At 31.0% G+C, this 20030-nt stretch carries 17 protein-coding genes; 15 read left to right on the top strand and 2 right to left on the bottom strand.

Annotation, left to right across the window (positions count from 1 at the left end):
- Positions 1–9: 9 nt before the first annotated feature.
- Positions 10–1416 carry a glutamate mutase L gene (locus tag IAA47_07060; protein ID MBU3842722.1) on the bottom strand — a complete coding sequence of 469 codons (1407 nt, stop codon included), beginning with the start codon at positions 1414–1416 and terminating at the stop codon, positions 10–12.
- A gap of 28 nt (positions 1417–1444) precedes the next feature.
- Positions 1445–1864, bottom strand: a complete 420-nt coding sequence (locus tag IAA47_07055; GenBank protein ID MBU3842721.1) for a methylaspartate mutase subunit S — start codon at positions 1862–1864, stop codon at positions 1445–1447.
- Positions 1865–2211: 347 nt separating this feature from the next.
- Here IAA47_07055 and IAA47_07050 point away from each other — a divergent pair, with 347 nt between their 5' ends.
- From IAA47_07050 to gmhA, 15 genes are all read left to right on the top strand, one after another.
- The gene (locus IAA47_07050; GenBank protein ID MBU3842720.1) at positions 2212–2685 is read left to right on the top strand and encodes a ribosome maturation factor RimP; all 474 of its coding nucleotides are present in this window, start codon (positions 2212–2214) and stop codon (positions 2683–2685) included.
- A 23-nt stretch (positions 2686–2708) separates the two neighbouring features.
- Positions 2709–3773 carry a transcription termination factor NusA gene (nusA, locus tag IAA47_07045; GenBank protein ID MBU3842719.1) on the top strand — a complete coding sequence of 355 codons (1065 nt, stop codon included), beginning with the start codon at positions 2709–2711 and terminating at the stop codon, positions 3771–3773.
- 13 nt (positions 3774–3786) lie between these two features.
- Positions 3787–4302, top strand: coding sequence for a DUF448 domain-containing protein (locus tag IAA47_07040; protein MBU3842718.1), 516 nt, complete (start codon positions 3787–3789; stop codon positions 4300–4302).
- A gap of 23 nt (positions 4303–4325) precedes the next feature.
- A complete protein-coding gene (gene infB / locus IAA47_07035; GenBank protein MBU3842717.1) occupies positions 4326–6506 on the top strand; it encodes a translation initiation factor IF-2 in 2181 nt (726 codons plus the stop codon).
- A 29-nt stretch (positions 6507–6535) separates the two neighbouring features.
- On the top strand, positions 6536–6898 hold the full coding sequence (rbfA, locus tag IAA47_07030) for a 30S ribosome-binding factor RbfA (protein ID MBU3842716.1): 363 nt from the start codon (positions 6536–6538) through the stop codon (positions 6896–6898).
- 58 nt (positions 6899–6956) lie between these two features.
- A complete protein-coding gene (gene recJ, locus IAA47_07025) occupies positions 6957–8624 on the top strand; it encodes a single-stranded-DNA-specific exonuclease RecJ (protein MBU3842715.1) in 1668 nt (555 codons plus the stop codon).
- Positions 8625–8639: 15 nt separating this feature from the next.
- On the top strand, positions 8640–9926 hold the full coding sequence (gene tig / locus IAA47_07020) for a trigger factor (protein MBU3842714.1): 1287 nt from the start codon (positions 8640–8642) through the stop codon (positions 9924–9926).
- 120 nt (positions 9927–10046) lie between these two features.
- Positions 10047–10622: an ATP-dependent Clp endopeptidase proteolytic subunit ClpP gene (gene clpP, locus IAA47_07015; protein ID MBU3842713.1), complete on the top strand. Its 576-nt coding sequence runs from the start codon at positions 10047–10049 to the stop codon at positions 10620–10622.
- A 14-nt stretch (positions 10623–10636) separates the two neighbouring features.
- Positions 10637–11875, top strand: a complete 1239-nt coding sequence (gene clpX, locus IAA47_07010; GenBank protein MBU3842712.1) for an ATP-dependent Clp protease ATP-binding subunit ClpX — start codon at positions 10637–10639, stop codon at positions 11873–11875.
- A gap of 15 nt (positions 11876–11890) precedes the next feature.
- The gene (gene lon, locus IAA47_07005) at positions 11891–14197 is read left to right on the top strand and encodes an endopeptidase La (GenBank protein ID MBU3842711.1); all 2307 of its coding nucleotides are present in this window, start codon (positions 11891–11893) and stop codon (positions 14195–14197) included.
- A gap of 15 nt (positions 14198–14212) precedes the next feature.
- Positions 14213–14818, top strand: a complete 606-nt coding sequence (gene yihA, locus IAA47_07000; GenBank protein MBU3842710.1) for a ribosome biogenesis GTP-binding protein YihA/YsxC — start codon at positions 14213–14215, stop codon at positions 14816–14818.
- Entirely contained in the window at positions 14819–17479 is a 2661-nt protein-coding gene (locus IAA47_06995; GenBank protein ID MBU3842709.1) for a valine--tRNA ligase, read from the top strand. It abuts the gene before it with no gap.
- Positions 17480–17620: 141 nt separating this feature from the next.
- The gene (locus IAA47_06990; protein MBU3842708.1) at positions 17621–18406 is read left to right on the top strand and encodes a Cof-type HAD-IIB family hydrolase; all 786 of its coding nucleotides are present in this window, start codon (positions 17621–17623) and stop codon (positions 18404–18406) included.
- Between the two features lie 120 nt (positions 18407–18526).
- Complete coding sequence (locus IAA47_06985) at positions 18527–19399, top strand: LysR family transcriptional regulator (protein MBU3842707.1); 873 nt, start codon at positions 18527–18529, stop codon at positions 19397–19399.
- A gap of 9 nt (positions 19400–19408) precedes the next feature.
- Complete coding sequence (gmhA, locus tag IAA47_06980) at positions 19409–19984, top strand: D-sedoheptulose 7-phosphate isomerase (GenBank protein ID MBU3842706.1); 576 nt, start codon at positions 19409–19411, stop codon at positions 19982–19984.
- The last annotated feature ends 46 nt before the right edge of the window (positions 19985–20030 follow it).

Below are 20030 nucleotides of genomic sequence, written 5' to 3'. Positions count from 1 at the left end.
AAATAAAGTTTAAGCTTCAACTAAAAATTTTTTCATTATTCTTATAGCTATATTTGGATATTCTTGGGCTAAAAGTCCCATAGCTGATAAAATATAAGTTTTATCAATTAAAAATTTTGGATTAACTGGTTTAAGATGAATGGGATCCTCTTGATTAAAATTACCTGCTTTTAAAATCTCGTGAGGATTTAAACTGTGAATAATAACTCCTCCAGTTCCAATAACATAAGGCGTTTCTGTTAAATCTTTTCCATTTTGATTAAACATAGTTCCCATTGGAGTATATACACACTCTAATACACCACAATGGCGAGTCATTGCTAACTCTGTAGCTGCTTTAGCCATAGCTTCATCAAATTTTATCTCATCTTCAGTTTGTGGAACCATCTTTATATTATTATGTCTATAAAGGCATTGAGATTTAATGTCAATCTGTTTTAAAGAATCATGTAAATAGTTCCGAATCGTTTTTGTTCCAGCAGCTTCTAAAAGAGCTAAAGCGGAGTATCTCATTCCTAAATCACCCTCTACAGTTCTTTTAGCATAGGGTTCTTCTAAACCTTTTATTATAACAGAGGGTTTGGTAGGCTCTCCCTTAGCAATAGAGTGTATATCAGTTGTAGCTCCACCGATATCAACGACTATAAGATCTCCTAATCCGTCTTCTTCATCAGTTCCAATTGCTAGAATTTCTGAGGCTTTGAGAACAGAAGCAGGAGTAGGCATAAGAATACCTTGAATAAATTCTTCAGCTTTTTTCATTCCTTTAGCTTCTACAATTTTATTCATAAAAACTTTTCTTATTTCCTCTCTTGAAGGTTCAACATTGAGCTTATTAATAAAAGGCATTACGTTATCAGTAATGTAATAATCTATATTAGCATTTTTTAAAATGTTTTCAACCTCATCTATGGCAGCTTTATTTCCAGCAACTACAACAGGAACATCTATTTTAAATTCAGCTAACATTTCAGCGTTGTGAATAATACAATCTTTATTTCCACCATCAGTTCCACCAGCAAGTAAAATAATATCCAAAGGAGTATTTTTTATCTCTTCAAGTTCTCGATGATTAAGTTCATAAGCGTAGGTTTTGATAACTCTAGCTCCTGCTCCCAAAGCAGCTTTTTTTGCAGCTTCTGCCGTGAGTTCTGGAACCAATCCTATAGCTATCATTTTTAAACCACCTGCTGCAGAGGAACAAGCTGTCTTATTGACAAAATTAACTTTATTAAAATCTATTTTTTTGTTAATCTCAATCTTTAAATTTTCAAAGGCTTTATTAAATCCTATCATTATATCATCTTCAACAGTAGTAATATCTTTAGCAGTAGCTAAAATAGTTTCATTATCTAAATCAATAGCAGTTAGTTTAGTATAAGTGCTTCCAAAATCTATAGCTAAATAAGCATTCATAGTTATCAACTCTCTTTTTTAATTTAAATTAATTGATACCGAGGTCTTTTTTTAGATCTTCGGTTGTTTCTTCAATAGGAGTTCCAGGTTTGTATACTCTATCAAATCCCATTGCTTTGAATCTTTTCTCTACATCTTCCCAAACTTGTTTTCCGACTACTATATTTCCACCAACATATAGCAAGATATTATCAAGGCCAGCTTCTTTACATTTTTCTCTCATACCTTGACAATCTAATTCTCCATGCCCGTATAGAGAAGAAACAATTATAGCATCTGCATCTGTTTCAACAGCAGCATTTATAAAATCAGCTTGAGGAGAAAGAACTCCAATATTTATAACATCAAATCCATTTGCTTCTAAAACGTGATGAATTATTTTATTCCCGACAGCATGACAGTCTGAACCAATAACTCCAATTACAACTTTTTTTCCATTTTTATTCATAGAAAAAACCTCCTAATTTTCCAAATAAATGTATTAAATTTAAACCTTTGATAATAATATACTACAAAAAATATAAAAATCAACTATTATATAAAAAATGAATGTTAAATATATAGGAGCTTAATTTAATATATTGAATAGAGAAAAACAGATCAAAGGATTTAATAAAAAATTTAAAGAAAAACGAGGGATGAGTTAGAGAAATTCTGATAAATAATTGATTTTTTTAAAAAGGTATGGTATAATAACTTGAATAAAGTAGTATGCTAGTTTAAAAGGGAGTGGATTTTTTGTCCACTCCCTCTTTAGTAGTAAGATTTTAGAAAAGAGGTGAAAATATGGAAAAAATTGATAATCAAGAAAGAATAATAAAAAAGATAGAAGAGATAGTTACACCAGTTGTTCAAGAGATGAATCTATCTTTAGTTGATATCGAATATATGCAAGATGGTGGTTACTGGTATGTTAGAATCTATGTAGAGAATTTAAATGGTGAAATAACACTAGAAGAGTGTGCAACTATAAGTAATAAAATAGATGAAGATGTAGACAGATTAATAGACCAAAGATTTTTCCTAGAGGTTTCTTCTCCAGGTATAGAGAGACCTTTAAAGAAAATAGAGGACTTTATAAGATTTAAGGGAGAAAAGATAAAAGTAAGTTTAAAACATAAACTTGAAGATAAGAAAAACTTTGAGGGAGTTTTAACAGAATGCAAAGATAATACAATCTACTTAGAAGTTGAAGAGGGAGAAATAGTAGAAATTCCTTTTTCAGAAATTAGAAAAGCAAATATTGTTTATGAATTTGATGAAATTTAGAAGAAGTTTCAGGAGGGAAATAAATGAAGAGTAAAGACGCTAAAATATTTTTAGAGGCTTTGGAAGAGTTAGAAAAAGAAAAAGGTATAAGCAAAGAAAATCTTCTTTTAACTGTTGAGCAAGCTTTATTAGCTGCTTATAAAAAGAACTATGGAGAAGAGGAAAATGTAGAAGTAGAGATTGACAGAGAAACTGGGGATGTAAAAATCTATGAAGTAAAAACTGTTGTTCCTACTGAAGACCTATATGATGCTGCTGTTGAAATTGCCTATGATGATGCTCTAGAGATTAAAAAGAGAGTAAAAATAGGAGATGTTATCAGAATAGAGGTAAACTGTGAAGAGTTTAGAAGAAACGCTATTCAAAATGGAAAGCAAATAGTTATCCAAAAAGTAAGAGAAGCTGAAAGAGAGTATATTTATGATAGATTTAAAATAAAAGAACATGATATCATAAATGGAATCATTAGAAGAATTGATGAGAGAAAAAATGTATTTATTGAATTCGATGGAATAGAGGCTATATTACCACCTATCGAGCAATCACCAGCTGATACATATAGAGTTGGAGAAAGAATTAAGGTTTATTTAGCTGAGGTTGAAAAAACAAATAAATTCCCTAAAATAGTTATCTCTAGAAAACATGAGGGATTATTAAGAAAATTATTTGAATTAGAGATTCCAGAAATAACTTCAGGACTTATTGAGATAAAAGCTGTAGCTAGAGAAGCTGGATCAAGAGCAAAAGTTGCAGTTTATTCACAAGACCCTAATATCGATACTGTAGGAGCTTGTATCGGACAAAAAGGTCTTAGAATAAAAAATATAGTTAATGAGTTAAATGGAGAAAAAATTGATATAGTTATTTGGAAAGAATCAGTTGAAGAGTTTGTATCAGCTGTTTTAAGTCCAGCAAAAGTTGTAAGTGTAGAAGTAGAAGAGGAAGAAAATACAGCAAGAGTAATTGTAGATAGTTCACAACTTTCATTAGCAATAGGAAAGAATGGACAAAATGCAAGACTTGCAGCAAAACTAACTGGAATGAGAGTAGATATAAAAACTGCAGATAGTATTAAAGAGGGAGAATAAGTTGGAAACTGCTATTATTCATGAGAGAACTTGTCTTATATGTAGAGAGAAAAAAGAGAAGAAGGATCTATTTAGACTGGTAAAACAGGGTGAAGATAAGTATAGTTTTGATGAAAAACAAAGGGCACAAAGTAGAGGATACTATGTTTGTAAATCTCATGAGTGCTTAAAGAGATTAGCTAAGCATAAAAAAATAAAAATGAGTACAGATGATTTAATGAAAATGTTAAATCTATTGAAAAAAGGTGAAAAGGACTATTTAAATATTTTGAAGGCAATGAAAAATTCACAGGCTTTGTCTTTTGGAATGAATATGGTTTTAGAAGATATTGAACATACACATTTTTTAGTCTTAGCAGAGGATATAAGCGAAAAAAATGAGAGAAAGCTACTAACTAAAGCGAAAGAGTTAAATATAAAATTTGTGTATTTTGGTAGTAAAAATCAACTTGGTGAAGTCTTTGGTAAAGATGAAGTTAGTGTAATTGCTGTAAAAAGTAAGAAGATGGCCCGTGGACTCATAGATTAACCTATAATTTAGGAGGTATCTTAATGAAAAAGAGAGTACATGAGTTAGCAAAAGAGTATAGAATGAATAGTAAAGATTTTTTAAATTTACTAAGAGATGAGATAAATTTGGATGTTGCATCGAACCTTTCTGGTTTAGATGATAGTGATGTTGAGAGGGTAAAAGAGTATTTTGAAAATATGACTGCCCCAAAAGAGATTGTGAAAGAGGAAAAAGGAGTAGCTTTGAATAAGAAACTTTTAGAAGAAGATGAAATTTTTGAAGAGGAAATGACTTCAAGAAAAGGAAAGAAAAATAACAAAAAACATGTAAACAAAAAAGAATCATTTGATGGAAATGATGAAGAGAAAAGTAAAAAAAATAAAAAGAAAAAAGGTAGAAGAACAGATTTCGTTATGAAAACTGTTGAAGCAGCAGGATCTGAAACTATCGAAGAAGATGGAATGAAAATAATTAAAATAAGAGGAGAGATAACTCTTGGAGATTTTGCTGAAAGATTAGGAGTATCAAGCTCAGAAATAATAAAGAAACTTTTCTTAAAAGGACAGATGTTAACAATAAATAGTCCTCTATCAATAGAAACAGTAGAAGAGATAGCTATGGACTATGATGCGTTAGTAGAACAAGAGGAAGAGATAGAATTAGAGTTTGGAGAAAAATTTGCTCTTGAAGTAGAGGATAGAGAGGAAGATTTACAAGAGAGACCACCTGTAATTACAATTATGGGACACGTTGACCATGGAAAAACATCTTTACTTGATGCTATCAGAGCAAGTAATGTAGTTGATGGAGAAGCTGGAGGAATCACTCAAAAAATAGGAGCTTATCAAATAGTTAAAAATGGAAAGAAAATAACTTTCGTAGATACTCCTGGACACGAAGCTTTTACGGATATGAGAGCAAGAGGAGCGCAAGTAACTGATATAGCTATATTAGTTGTTGCTGCAGATGATGGAGTAATGCCTCAAACAATAGAAGCATTATCACATGCTAAAGCAGCAAATGTACCAATAATTGTAGCTGTAAATAAAATAGATAAACCAGAAGCTAACCCAATGAGAGTAAAACAAGAGCTAATGGAACATGGACTTGTTTCAGTAGAATGGGGAGGAGAAACTGAGTTTGTAGAGGTATCAGCTAAACAAAAATTACATTTAGATGATCTTTTAGATACAATATTAATAACAGCTGAAATATTAGAGTTAAAAGCTAACCCTAAGAAAAGAGCTAAAGGGGTAGTATTAGAGTCAAGACTTGACCCTAAAGTAGGACCAATAGCAGATATACTTGTTCAAGAGGGAACATTAAAAATAGGAGATGTAATAGTAGCTGGAGAAACTTATGGAAAAGTAAGAGCTCTAGTAAACGATAGAGGAGAGAGAGTTGATAGAGTAGAACTTTCTCAACCAGCTGAAATAATTGGATTTAACCAAGTACCTCAAGCTGGAGATACTATGTATGTAATCCAAAATGAACAACATGCAAAAAGAATTGTAGAAGAGGTAGCTAAAGAGAGAAAATTATCTGAAATAAGTAAGAAAACTATAACTCTTGAGTCTCTATCTGAGCAATTTGATAATGAAAATTTAAAAGAGTTAAATCTTGTATTAAGAGCAGATTCTAGAGGTTCGGTAGATGCTTTAAGAGAATCTTTATTAAAACTTTCAACTAATGAAGTTGCAGTAAATATTATTCAAGCTGCATCAGGGGCTATTACAGAAAGTGACGTAAAACTTGCAGAGGTATCTAATGCAATCATAATAGGATTTAATGTAAGACCTACGACAAAAGCTATCAAAGAAGCAGAAGCTAATGGAGTAGAGATTAGAACTTCTAACATAATTTACCACATTACTGAGGATATAGAAAAAGCTCTAACTGGTATGCTAGATCCAGAATACAGAGAGATCTATTTAGGAAGAATTGAGATCAAAAAAGTGTTTAAAGTTTCTAAAGTTGGAAATGTTGCTGGTTGTGTAGTTGTTGACGGAAAAGTAAGAAATGACGCTAACATCAGATTACTTAGAAATGGAATCGTAATGTACGAAGGAAAACTTGCATCACTTAAGAGATTTAAAGATGATGCAAAAGAGGTTGTTGCAGGTCAAGAGTGTGGACTTGGAATTGAAAACTTTAATGATATCAAAGATGGAGATATAGTAGAAGCTTTCGAAATGCAAGAGGTAAAAAGAACTCTAAAATAATCTTTAAGATATGAAGGAGTGACTATTTTATGAAAAGACAAAGATTAGCAGGAATAGAAAAAGAGATGAGTAGAGTAATATCTCAAGTTCTATTTGAAGAGATAAAAAATCCTAAAATAAGAGGATTGGTTTCTGTTACAAATATAAGAGTAACAGAGGATTTAAAATTTGCAGATGTATACTTTAGTATAATGTCTGGACAGATGAATGGTGAAAAAGCAGTTGATAAAGAAACTGTTTTAGAAGGATTAAATCAAATAAAAGGGTATCTAAGAAAAAGAGTAGCTGAAGAAATAGAGATAAGATATATACCAGAAATAAGAGTTAAACTAGATGATTCTATTGAGCATGCAATAAAAATATCAAAACTTTTAAATGACTTAAAAGGATAGTGATATAATGCAATGGGAATATAGTTCACTACCTCAATCTCTAATTGATACTAAAGCTATACAATGGAAAAAAGATAAACTACTAACTACCTTATTATTAAATAGAGGATTTTCAGATGAAAAAGGTGTTGATGAATTTATTAATCCTAAAATTTCTGATTTTAGAGATCCTTTTAAGTTTGAAAAAATGACAAGTGTAGTAGATAAAATATTGGAAAAAAGAGAAAAAAAAGAAAAAATATTTATCTATGGAGATTATGATGTTGATGGTATCACAGCAGCAGTTTTTTTAGTAAAGGTATTTAGTGAGATAGGAATAGAAGTAGATTACTATATCCCTAATAGGATGGAAGAGGGATATGGCTTGGACAAAAAAGCCATAGACTTCATGAAAAAAAGAGGCTGTAAATTAGTAATAACAGTAGATACAGGCGTAAACTCTATAGAGGATGTAAGATACGCTGAAAGTTTAGGAATAGATGTAATTGTAACTGATCATCACAAATCTACTAAGGATAAGGAGGATGATGAGTTACTTTTACTGAATCCAAAACTGAGTGAAACTTATGAGTTTAAGTATTTATCTGGAGCTGGTGTTGCTTTGAAAGTAGCACAAGGTGTATATAAAAAATTAAATGCTGATAAAGAAAAGCTATATCAATATATGGATATAGTAATGATAGGAACTGTAGCAGATGTTGTTCCGATGGTTGATGAAAATAGAATAATAATAAAAGAGGGATTAAAGGTTCTTAGAAATACAAAGGTTAAGGGCTTAATGTATCTTTTAAAATATTTAAAATTTCAAAATAAGGAAATAAATACAACAGATGTAAGTTACTTTATCTCTCCACTTATTAATTCTTTGGGAAGAATTGGTATATCTAAAATGGGAGCTGATTTCTTTTTAAAAAATGATGAATTTGAAATATATAACATCATTGAGGAGATGAAAAAATCTAATAAAAAAAGAAGAGAATTAGAAAAAGCTATATATGAAGAGGCTGACCATAAAATAAAAAAAATGGATAAAAAAAGTTTGAGATGTGCTTTTTTATATTCTAAAAAATGGCATCCTGGAGTAATCGGTGTTGTATCATCAAGGCTTAGTGTAAAGTATAATATGCCAATAGCTTTAGTAGCGTTAAGAGATAATATTGGAAAAGCTTCATGTAGAAGTATAAAAGGTGTCAGTGTATTTAATATTTTTCATACTATGAGAGATAAGCTTGTGCGTTTTGGAGGACATGACTTAGCCTCTGGATTTATAGTTAAACAGGAAAATCTTAAAGATGTTGAAAGAATATTTAAAGAGAATATTGATGAGATAAAGGCTGAACAAGAGAAAAAAGCTTTAAAGATAGATATGGAACTACCAGTTGAACAGGTAGATAATAGAGTATTTGAAGCAATGGAGAGTTTAGCACCATTTGGATTAGATAATCCTCACCCACTTTTTATAGACAAAAATCTTTCTTTTGACCATATTAAAAAGTTTGGAGTTAATGATAGACATTTTAATGGAATTATCAAGAAAAATGGAAGAGGTTATCATATGGTAGCCTTTGATATGGGACATAAGATAAATGAGTTAGAAGCAAAAATACAAAAGTTTGATATAGTATATTATCTAGAAAAGGTTATATATAAAGGTGAAGAGATTATCCAAATAAGGATAAAAGATATAAAAATAAAAGATGATTTCTATGAAATTTTTACTAAATAGATTTAAGGAGGAAAAATGAAACACGAATTAAAAAAAATTGCAAACTCTGCAGTTGAGATCAAAATTTGTCTTACTGCTGAAGAAGTAAAACCAGTTAAAGAAGAGGTTTTAAAACAACTATCTAAAAAGGTAGAAGTACCTGGATTCAGAAAAGGACATGTACCTGTAAGTACTGTAGAAACTCAATTTAAAGATGCAGTAAAAGAAGAAGTAACAGATAAAGTATTACATAAATATTATGAAGAAGTAATAAAAGCTGAAAATATTATGCCTATCAGCTATATTAACAGTGTAAAATCTAACTTAGGAGAAGAGTTCGACGTAACTTTCACAGTAGATGTATATCCAGAAGTAACTTTAGGAGAATATAAAGGATTAGAAGTTGAAAAAGAAACTTTCGAAATGACTCCAGAAAAATTAGATGCTGAAATAACTATGATGGTAAACAGCAAATCTAGATTAGAAGAAACAGAACCTGGATACAAAGCTCAAATGGGAGATACAGTAGATTTAGCATTTGAAGGATTTGTAGATGGTGTAGCATTCGAAGGTGGAAAATCAGACTCTCACGTATTAAAATTAGGATCTAAAATGTTCATAGATACTTTTGAAGATCAATTAGTAGGATATGAAGCTGGACAAGAGGGAGAAGTAAATGTAACTTTCCCAGCTGAGTATCACGCAGCTAATTTAGCTGGAAAACCTGCTGTATTCAAAGTAAAAGTAAACAGCATAAAAAAATTAGTAACTCCTGAATTAAACGATGAGTTAGCAAAAGAGTTTGGATTTGAAAATGTTGCAGATATGAAAGCTAAAACAGAAGAAAGAATCAAAACAAGAGAAGAAGAAAGAGTAAAAAATCAGTACATTGGAAAGTTATTAGATAAAGTTTCATCAACAAGTACTGTAGAAGTACCAGTATCTATGATAGCTAATGAAGTAAGAGCTAGAATAGCTGAAATGGAACAACAATTAGCAGCTCAAGGTATCGGATTCGATATGTATATGCAAATGACAGGAATGAACAGAGCTAAATTAGAAGCTCAAATAGCTCCAATGGCAGCTGCAAAAGTAAAAGCTGATTTAATACTTGAAGCAATAGCAAAAGCTGAAGGAATAGAAGTTTCAGAAGATGAAATAAAAGAAAAAATGACTGAAATAGCTAAAATGTATGGAATGGATTTAGCTAAATTAGAAGAGGAATTAAATAAGCATAAAAACTATGATAACTTCAGAATGACAGTTAAAGGTGAATGCTTAATGCAAAAAGCTATTGATGTAATAGTAAATAATGCAAAATAGTTATTAAAAGTATAGGAAGCAGAATTCTGCTTCCTATACCCTTAAAATAATCTAGATTTTTTAAGTAAATAATTGAGAAGTATAAAGATATTTTTGAATTATTTATTTAAGGAGGTAGATATGTATAATCCAACTGTTATAGAGAATAATGGTAGGTCAGAGAGAGCCTACGATATATATTCAAGATTACTAAAAGATAGAATAATATTTTTGGGTACAGAGATAGATGATAATGTTGCCAATGCAATAGTGGCTCAACTTCTATTTTTAGAAGCTGAAGATCCAGAGAAGGATATAATCATGTATATAAATAGTCCTGGAGGAGTAGTAACTGCGGGAATGGCAATATATGATACTATGAACTATATTAAACCAGATGTACAAACTGTATGTATAGGTCAAGCAGCAAGTATGGGAGCACTTCTTCTATCAGCTGGAGCAAAGGGAAAAAGATTTGCATTAGAGCACTCTAGAATTATGATACACCAACCATTAGGAGGGGCTAGAGGACAAGCTACAGATATAGAGATACAAGCTAAAGAGATTTTAAGAATGAAAGAGATGCTATCTCAAATTTTAGCTGATGTAAGTGGAAAATCAGTTGAAGAGATTTTAAGAGATACTGAAAGAGATAACTATATGTCAGCTCAAGAGGCAGTAGAATATGGTTTAATAGACCAAGTATTTAAGAAGTAGAAAGGAGAAAAAAGATGAGTAAAAGAGCTAGATGTTCTTTCTGCGGAAGTAGTGAAAATGAGGTTTCAAAGCTATTTAGTGGAATAGATGGAGCACTTATATGTGATAGATGTATAGAAAGTTGCTTTAATATACTGGAATTATCAAAGGAGCATGTAAAAGTGGCTCTTCCAGGTGAGTTATCAGAGGAAACTTTACTTACACCAAAAGAGATAAAAGAGAGATTAGATGAGTATGTAATAGGGCAAGATGAGACAAAAAAAATACTTGCAGTAGCTGTTTACAACCACTATAAAAGAATTTTAGATAATGCAGAGAGAACAGATGAGAATGCAGTAGAATTACAAAAATCAAATGTTTTATTAATAGGGCCTACTGGGTCTGGAAAAACTCTTCTTGCTCAGACTTTAGCAAGAAGTTTAAAAGTTCCTTTTGCAATAGCTGATGCGACAACATTAACTGAAGCTGGTTATGTAGGAGATGACGTAGAGAATGTACTAGTAAGACTTTTACAAGCAGCGGATTATGATGTTGAGGCAGCAGAGAAGGGAATAATCTACATAGATGAGATAGATAAAATTGCTAGAAAATCAGAAAATGTTTCTATAACAAGAGATGTATCTGGTGAAGGAGTTCAACAAGCTTTATTGAAAATAATAGAGGGAACTAAATCACAAGTTCCACCTCAAGGTGGAAGAAAACATCCAAATCAAGAGCTAATAGAGATAGACACAAGTAATATCCTATTTATTGTAGGAGGAGCTTTTGAGGGATTAGAAAAAGTTATAAAATCTAGAACAAATAAAAAAGTTATAGGATTTGGTGCAGAAATATCTAAAGAAAAAGAGGAGAGAGTAGGAGAAGTATTTGCTAAAGTTTTACCTGAAGACTTAGTAAGACAGGGAATTATACCTGAGCTTGTAGGAAGATTACCTATAATAACTACACTTCAAGATTTAGATGAAGAAGCATTAATTAAAATTTTAATAGAACCTAAAAATGCAATTATCAAACAGTATAAAAAACTATTTGATATAGAGGGAGTAGAATTAGAGTTTACACCAGAAGCATTAAGAAAGATAGCTAAACTTGCATTAGAAAGAAGAATAGGTGCTAGAGGATTAAGAGCTATAATAGAGCAAACAATGTTAGAGTTAATGTATGAAGTACCATCAGATGAAACTATTCAAAAGGTAGTAATAGGAGAAGAAGCAGTTCTTGATTCAAGTAAAGCTATTATAGAAAAAGAATAGATGGAGGGACAACTAATGAGTAAAACATTCTTTTTACCTACTAGGGATCTTATAATATTCCCAGGGATAGTAACCCCTCTTTATGTAGGTAGACTAAAAAGTATTAATACGCTAGAAGCAGCAGTAAGTACAAAGGGAAAACTTGTACTTGGAATGCAAAAAGATGCTTCTAAAGAGGAACCAGATTTATCGAAGGATATAAATAATATTGGTGTTGTTGCTAATATATTACAAATAGTAAAGATGCCAAATAATAATATTAAAGTATTAGTAGAAGCTGAAGATAGAGTAGAGATTGAGAGTGCTACTATTGAAGAGGATATATATAAAGCAGAGTATAAAGTACTAAAATGTATAAACGGAACAACAAAAGAGGCTGAGGCTATTTATAGAAAAGTTTTAGGAGTATTTGAAAAATATGTTGGAATAACAGGAAAAGTATCTTCAGAACTTTTAGTAAACTTAAAAGGGATAAAAAATGTAAATAGTGCTATGGATATTATATCTGCGAATCTTCCTCTAAAAAGTGATAAGAAACAGGAGCTTTTAGAAGTTTTAGATGTTAGTGAAAGAGGGATAAAGATACTAGAGCTTTTAACTACAGAGATGGAGATAGCTTCTCTTGAGAAAAAAATTGATGATAAAGTAAAGGCAAAGATGAATGAAGCTCAAAAGAATTACTTTATAAAAGAGAAAATCAATGCTATGAAAGAAGAGTTAGGCGACTATTCTCAAGATGATGATATACTTGAATTAGTAGAGAAAGTAAAGAAGGCAAAGTTACCTAAAGATGTTAAGGCTAAAATAGATAGTGAGATGAAGAAGTTATCTAAGATGCCACCATTCTCTGCCGAAGCTACAGTATCAAGAAACTATATTGAAACTATAATAGAGCTTCCTTGGGATAAAACAACAAAGGATATAGTTGATCTAAAAAAAGCTAGTGAAATATTAGAGAGAGATCACTATGGATTAAAGGATGCAAAAAATAAAGTGTTGGATTTCTTAGCAGTTAAGAAATTAAATCCTAATATGAAAGGAAGTATTCTTTGTCTTGCAGGACCACCAGGAATAGGAAAAACCTCTCTTGTTAGATCAATAGCTGATGCTATGGGAAGAAAATTTGTAAGAGTATCTCTTGGAGGAGTAAGAGATGAAGCTGAGATAAGAGGACATAGAAGAACTTATATAGGATCTATGCCAGGGAAACTTATTAAAGCTATAAAAGAAGCTGGAACAAAAAATCCAGTTATATTATTAGATGAGATTGATAAAATGTCTAATGATTATAAAGGAGATCCATCTTCAGCTATGCTAGAGGTTCTAGATCCAGAGCAAAACAGCCATTTTGAAGATCACTATGTAGATATGCCATTTGATTTATCAAAGGTATTCTTTGTGGCGACTGCTAATGATTTAAGAACAATATCAGCACCTTTAAGAGATAGAATGGAGATAGTAAATATATCTTCTTACACAGAGTTTGAAAAATTACATATAGCTAAAAACTACTTAATTAAGCAAGCTAAAGAGGAAAATGGTCTTAAAAATGTAGAACTTTCTCTATCTGATAATGTAATTTTAAAAATTATAGATGAGTATACAAGAGAAGCTGGAGTTAGAAATCTAAAAAGAGAGATTATCACTCTATGTAGAAAAGCAGCTAGAGAGGTTGTAGAGGATAAAAAGAAAAAAATAATTGTTAAGACAAATACTCTTGAAAAATATTTAGGAAAACCTAAATTTAGACCTGAGAAACAAAAAGAGAAAGAACCTAAAGTTGGAGTTGTAAATGGACTTGCATGGACAGCTGTAGGAGGAGTAACTTTAGAGGTTCAAGGAGTTGCTATCCCAGGAAAAGGAGAGATCTCTTTAACAGGAACTTTAGGAAATGTTATGAAGGAATCTGCTCAAGTTGCTTACACTTTTGTTAAAGCAAATATAGATAAATATAAGCCACTTCAAGAGGATTTCTTTGAGAAAAAAGCAATTCACTTACACTTCCCAGAGGGAGCTACACCAAAAGATGGTCCATCAGCAGGAATAACTATAACTTCTGCTATAATATCTGTGCTTACTGGTAGAAAGATAAGACAAGATATAGCTATGACTGGAGAGATTACAATTACAGGAGAGGTTTTAGCTATTGGAGGAGTTAAAGAGAAGGTTATAGGAGCTCATAGAGCAGGTATAAAAGAGGTAATCTTACCTGAAGATAATAGAATAGATAAAGATGAAATTCCAGCAGAGATAGCAAAAGAGATGAAAATACATTTTGCTACTACTTATGAAGATGTAGAAAAGCTAGTTTTTGCTGAATAGTGAGTGTGAGAGATTATGAAGATAAAACAAGCTGAATTTGTAAAATCTGCAGTTTATGAGAAAGATTATCCAATGGAACTTAATAATATGGAGTTTGCTTTTGTAGGTCGTTCAAATGTAGGGAAATCTTCTCTTATAAATAGTATAACTGGAAGAAAAAAACTTGCAAAAACAAGTAAGACACCAGGAAGAACACAACTTATAAACTATTTCAAAGTAAATAATGAGTTTTATATAGTTGATTTACCTGGATATGGATTTGCAAAAGTACCCAAAGAGATGAAGGCTGAATGGGGAAAAACAATGGAAAGATATGTAGCAAGTGATAGAAAAAAACTTGTTTTTGTTCTATTAGATATAAGAAGAGTTCCAAGTGAAGAGGATATGGAAATGCTTGTTTGGTTAGATCATCATGATATACCATTCAAGATAATCTTTACGAAAATGGACAAAGTATCTAATAATGAAAAGTTTAGATGTTTAAAAGATATAAGAAAAAAAGTGGAATTTCACAATGATGATGTGTTTTTCCACTCATCACTTAATGATATAGGAAAAGATGAGATTTTAAATTATATAGATTCTCTTCTTATTAAAGAGGAGATAAAAGAGGAGGCATAGATGGAAGAGTTAAATAAGACATATTCTCCTAGAGAGATAGAGTCTAAATGGTACAAAATATGGGAAGATTCTAAGTATTTTGCTGGGAAAATGGAAGAAGGGAAAGAGAGCTATTCAATAGTTATACCTCCTCCAAATGTAACTGGAATCCTTCATATGGGGCACATATTAGATAACTCAATACAAGATACGTTAATAAGATATAAGAGAATGTGTGGATTTAACACTCTTTGGGTACCTGGATGTGACCATGCTGGTATAGCAACTCAAAACAAAGTTGAAAGAATGCTAGCTGAACAAGGGATATCAAAAGAGGATTTAGGAAGAGAAAAGTTCTTAGAAGAGACTTGGAAATGGAAAGAAAAATATGGTGGAATAATCACTAACCAACTTAGAAAAATAGGAGCTTCTCTAGATTGGGATAGAGAAAGATTTACTATGGACGAAGGACTTTCTAAAGCAGTTAGAAAAATATTTGTTGACCTATACAATGATGGATTAATTTATCAAGGGGAATACATGGTAAACTGGTGTCCTAGATGTGGAACAGCTCTAGCTGATGATGAAGTTGACCACGCTGAAAAAGATGGAAATCTATGGCATTTAAAATATCCAGTAAAAGATTCTGATGAGTATATTATAATAGCTACATCAAGACCTGAAACTATGCTTGCTGACGTAGCTGTAGCAGTACATCCTGAAGATGAAAGATATAAACACCTAGTTGGTAAAAAATTAATTCTTCCATTAGTAGGAAGAGAGATTCCAGTAATAGCAGATGAGTATGTAGAGATGGAATTTGGTACAGGAGCTTTAAAAATAACTCCAGCTCATGACCCAAATGACTTCAACTTAGGTAAAAAATATGACCTACCTATCATAAATATGCTTACTCCAGAAGGAAATATAGTTGATGACTATCCTAAATATGCTGGAATGGATAGATTTGAAGCTAGAAAAGTAATAGTTAAAGAGTTAGAAGAGAGTGGAGTTCTTGTAAAGATAGAAAATATAAAACACAATGTAGGGCACTGTTATAGATGTTCAACTGTTGTTGAACCAAGAGTTTCTAAGCAATGGTTTGTAAAGATGGAACCATTAGCTAAAAAAGCTTTAGAAGTAGTAAGAACTGGTGAGATAAAAATCATACCAAAAAGAATGGAAAAAATATATTTTAACTGGTTAGAAAATATAAGAGACTGGTGTATCTCTAGACAATTATGGTGGGGACACAGAATACCTGCATGGTATGGACCAGATAATCATATGTTTGTAGCTATGTCAGAAGAGGAAGCATATGGTCAAGCAAAAGCTCACTATGGAAAAGATGTAGAATTAGTACAAGAGGAAGATGTATTAGATACTTGGTTCTCATCAGCATTATGGCCATTTTCAACTATGGGTTGGCCTGAAAAAACAAAAGAGCTTGAAACTTTCTATCCAACATCAACACTAGTAACAGGAGCAGATATCATATTCTTCTGGGTAGCTAGAATGATAATGTTCGGATTATATGAAATGAAGGAGATTCCATTTAAAAATGTGTTCTTCCATGGAATAGTTAGAGATGAAATTGGAAGAAAGATGTCTAAATCTTTAGGAAACTCTCCAGATCCATTAAACTTAATAGAAGAGTATGGAGCAGATGCAATAAGATTCTCAATGATCTATAATACTTCTCAAGGACAAGATGTTCACTTCTCTGAAAAACTTTTAGAAATGGGAAGAAACTTTGGAAATAAAATTTGGAACGTTGCTAGATTCGTTATAATGAACTTAGAAGGATTTGATGTAAAATCTGTAAATAAAGATGAGTTAAAACTTGAATTAGTGGATAAATGGATATTCTCAAGATTAAATGAAACAACTAAAGAGGTTCATGCAAATCTTGATAAATTCCAACTTGATGATGCAGCTAAAGCTGTATATGAGTTCTTAAGAGGAGATTTCTGTGACTGGTATGTAGAGCTTGCAAAAGTAAGACTATATAACAATGAGGAGTCTGGAAAAGAGTCTAAATTAACAGCACAATATGTGTTATGGACAGTATTAGAAGCTGGATTAAAACTTCTACACCCATTTATGCCATTTATAACAGAGGAAATTTGGCAAAAGATAAAAGTAGAGGGAGAAACAATAATGTTATCTCAATTCCCAGTTGTTGATGAAACACAAATTAACACTGAAGTAGTAAACTCGTTCAAATATATTCAAGGAGTAATATCTTCTCTAAGAAATATAAAAGCTGAAATGGGAATATCTCCAGCTAAAGAGGTAAAAGTAGTTATAAAAACTTCTGATGAAAATGAATTAAAAACTTTAGAGGATAACTATCTATTTATCACAAAGTTAGCTAAAATAGAAGAGATGACTTATGGTAAAGATGTTGCTAAACCAGATCAAAGTGGATTTAGAGTAACTGGAAATTCAGAAGTATATATGATACTTACTGGACTTTTAAATGTGGAAGCTGAAATTAAGAAAATTACAGAGCAAATAGAAAAAGTTCAAAAAGATCTAGATAAAGTAAATGCTAAATTAGCAGATGAGAGATTTACTTCTAAAGCTCCAGCTCATATCTTAGAAAGAGAAAGAAGAATTCAAAAAGAGTATCAAGATAAGATGGATAAATTAACTGAAAATTTAAAGAACTTTCAATAGGATACAATATAAAGGAACTTTATAGAATCTAAAAATTATTCAAATATTGTTAGAATATTTAAAAAGAATAAAGATTAATAAAGGGGCTGTTGCAATTTAAAATTTGCAGCAGCCCAAATTTTTAAAAATAGTGGAGGGATTATGATAAAAGCTGTATTTTTTGATGTAGATGGAACATTAGTTAGTTTTAAAACTCATAGAGTTCCTCAAAGTACATTAGAAGCTATAAAAAAATTACAAGCAAAAGGAATAAAGGTATTTGTAGCAACTGGAAGACATGCTTCAATTCTTACTGAAGGGAATAATGTTCATGAGATAGATTTTGATGGATTTGTAACATTGAATGGACAGTATTGCTTTACAAAGGATAGAAAAGTTATATATGAAAATAATATTTGTAGAGAGGATATTGTAGCTCTTTTAGAATTTTTAAAAGAAAATAGATTTCCATGTGCCTTTGTAGAGGATAGAGATACCTATATGAACTATATTGATGATGTAGTAGTAAATCTTTTAAAAAGTGTAAATGTACCATTGCCTCCAATTGAGGATATAGAGAGAGCAAAAGATGGAAAGGTATTTCAATTAAATCCATATATTCCTGTAGAATTTGAAGCAGAGGTTATGAAGGTTTTACCTAATTGTGAAGCAACAAGATGGAGTCCAACATTTATTGATGTAATTCCAGCTGGTGGTGGAAAACATGTAGCTATTCAAAAAATAATGGAGTATTATGGCTATAAAAAAGATGAGATAATGGCTTTTGGTGATGGTGGAAACGATAAAACAATGCTTATGATAGCAGGAATAGGTATTGCAATGGGAAATGCTAATGAGGATGTAAAAGAGATAGCTGACTATGTTACAACATCGGTAGATAATGATGGGGTTTTAAATGCATTAAAACATTTTAATGTAATAGAATAAGATATAAAATGAGGGTGTAATTTAATAAATTATTATACTTTAAAGAGATTTTATGATAGAATATATTATATAATCTTCATTGATTATATATATAATTTTGAGTTTGGGGAGTTGGTAGCTTTGGATTTACATTACCTAAAAATATTTTATGAAGTAGCTAAAGAGAAGAGTTTTACAAAAGCTGCGAGTAAATTATATATAAACCAATCTGCTGTCTCTATTCAAGTTAAAAAATTTGAAGAGATATTAAATGCCAAACTTTTTGATAGAAGTTCAAAAAAGATAAAGTTAACATATACTGGTGAAGCTTTATATAAAATGGCAGAAGATATTTTTGATAAAGTGAAAAGAGCAGAAAAAGAGATAGCAAGGATAATTGATCTAGATAGAGCTAAGATTTCAATAGGAGCAACTTCAGTGATAGGAGAACCGTTAATTCCTAGATTGATGAAAGGGTTTTCAAAGGCACATGAAGAGATAGAGTATGAGCTTACAATCGGTGATAAAAATTGGTTATTAAAACTTTTAAAAGAGGGAGATTTAGATATACTTATCATAGATGAAGAGCATATAAATGATCCAAATTTAGAAGTGATAACTATTGAGAAAATGCCATATGTTCTTGTAAGTACAAAGGAATATCACAGTATGGAAAGTGTTGCAAAAGATCCTCTAATAACAAGAAAAAATATTCCTAATAATAATGAAGCAATAGCAGCTATTGAAGATAAATATAGAGTAGCTTTTAATACAAAAATAAATGTAAATGGAAGCTTGGAAGTAATAAAAGGTATGGTAAGAGAAGAGATTGGAAATGTAATTTTACCTTATTATGCTGCACATAAGGAGATAGAAAAGGGAGAGTTTAAAGTAATATATAAGGTTAATGATATAAAAGATGGATATCAAGCTGTTATTACAAAGGATAAGAAAAGTTTGATACAGATAATAAAATTCATTAATTTTATACAAGATTATAAGATTCAATTTTAGGAGGTTTTTATGAATTTATTGGGATCATATAAGACTGAGTTAACTCTTTTAGAAAATTTTATAAAAGAGGAAGAGGAGAGAAGAGAAACAGAAAAGGTTGCTAAAGCACTAGCAGATACGTTTTTAAAAGGAAATAAGGTTTTAATATGTGGAAATGGTGGAAGTAACTGTGATGCATTACATTTTGCTGAAGAGTTTACAGGTAGATTTAGAGGGGATAGAAGAGCATTACCAGCTATAGCTATTTCAGATTCATCACATATTACATGTGTAGGAAATGATTATGGATTTGATTATATTTTCTCTAGAGGAGTAGAAGCATACGGAAAAGAGGGAGATATGTTCTTCGGTATCTCTACAAGTGGAAATTCTTCAAATGTTATAAAAGCTGTAGAAGTAGCAAAAGCAATGGGAATGAAAACATGTGTTCTGTTAGGTAAAGATGGAGGAAAACTTAAAGGAATGTGTGATTATGAGTTTATAATCCCAGGTAAAACTTCAGATAGAGTACAAGAGATACATATGATGATACTTCACATTATAATTGAAGGTGTGGAGAGAATAATGTTTCCTGAGAATTATTAAAATAAAAGTGAATAGATAAATTTATACTACATCTTAAAACTTAGAT

The sequence above is a fragment of the Candidatus Fusobacterium pullicola genome (assembly GCA_018883725.1).
Classification (GTDB): domain Bacteria; phylum Fusobacteriota; class Fusobacteriia; order Fusobacteriales; family Fusobacteriaceae; genus Fusobacterium_A; species Fusobacterium_A pullicola.
The sequence above is the reverse complement of the archived record's forward strand: the minus strand, read 5'-3'. Positions and strand labels throughout refer to the sequence as shown.

What these genes read in the sequence shown, in the direction of transcription:
- nusA (MBU3842719.1), top strand. Translation starts at nt 2,709, where the DNA reads ATGAAGAGTAAAGACGCTAAAATATTTTTAGAGGCTTTGGAAGAGTTA.
- rbfA (MBU3842716.1), top strand. Translation starts at nt 6,536, where the DNA reads ATGAAAAGACAAAGATTAGCAGGAATAGAAAAAGAGATGAGTAGAGTA.
- lon (MBU3842711.1), top strand. Translation starts at nt 11,891, where the DNA reads ATGAGTAAAACATTCTTTTTACCTACTAGGGATCTTATAATATTCCCA.
- IAA47_07060 (MBU3842722.1), bottom strand. Translation starts at nt 1,416, where the DNA reads ATGAATGCTTATTTAGCTATAGATTTTGGAAGCACTTATACTAAACTA.
- gmhA (MBU3842706.1), top strand. Translation starts at nt 19,409, where the DNA reads ATGAATTTATTGGGATCATATAAGACTGAGTTAACTCTTTTAGAAAAT.
- infB (MBU3842717.1), top strand. Translation starts at nt 4,326, where the DNA reads ATGAAAAAGAGAGTACATGAGTTAGCAAAAGAGTATAGAATGAATAGT.
- IAA47_07055 (MBU3842721.1), bottom strand. Translation starts at nt 1,864, where the DNA reads ATGAATAAAAATGGAAAAAAAGTTGTAATTGGAGTTATTGGTTCAGAC.
- yihA (MBU3842710.1), top strand. Translation starts at nt 14,213, where the DNA reads ATGAAGATAAAACAAGCTGAATTTGTAAAATCTGCAGTTTATGAGAAA.
- IAA47_06995 (MBU3842709.1), top strand. Translation starts at nt 14,819, where the DNA reads ATGGAAGAGTTAAATAAGACATATTCTCCTAGAGAGATAGAGTCTAAA.
- clpP (MBU3842713.1), top strand. Translation starts at nt 10,047, where the DNA reads ATGTATAATCCAACTGTTATAGAGAATAATGGTAGGTCAGAGAGAGCC.
- clpX (MBU3842712.1), top strand. Translation starts at nt 10,637, where the DNA reads ATGAGTAAAAGAGCTAGATGTTCTTTCTGCGGAAGTAGTGAAAATGAG.
- tig (MBU3842714.1), top strand. Translation starts at nt 8,640, where the DNA reads ATGAAACACGAATTAAAAAAAATTGCAAACTCTGCAGTTGAGATCAAA.
- IAA47_06990 (MBU3842708.1), top strand. Translation starts at nt 17,621, where the DNA reads ATGATAAAAGCTGTATTTTTTGATGTAGATGGAACATTAGTTAGTTTT.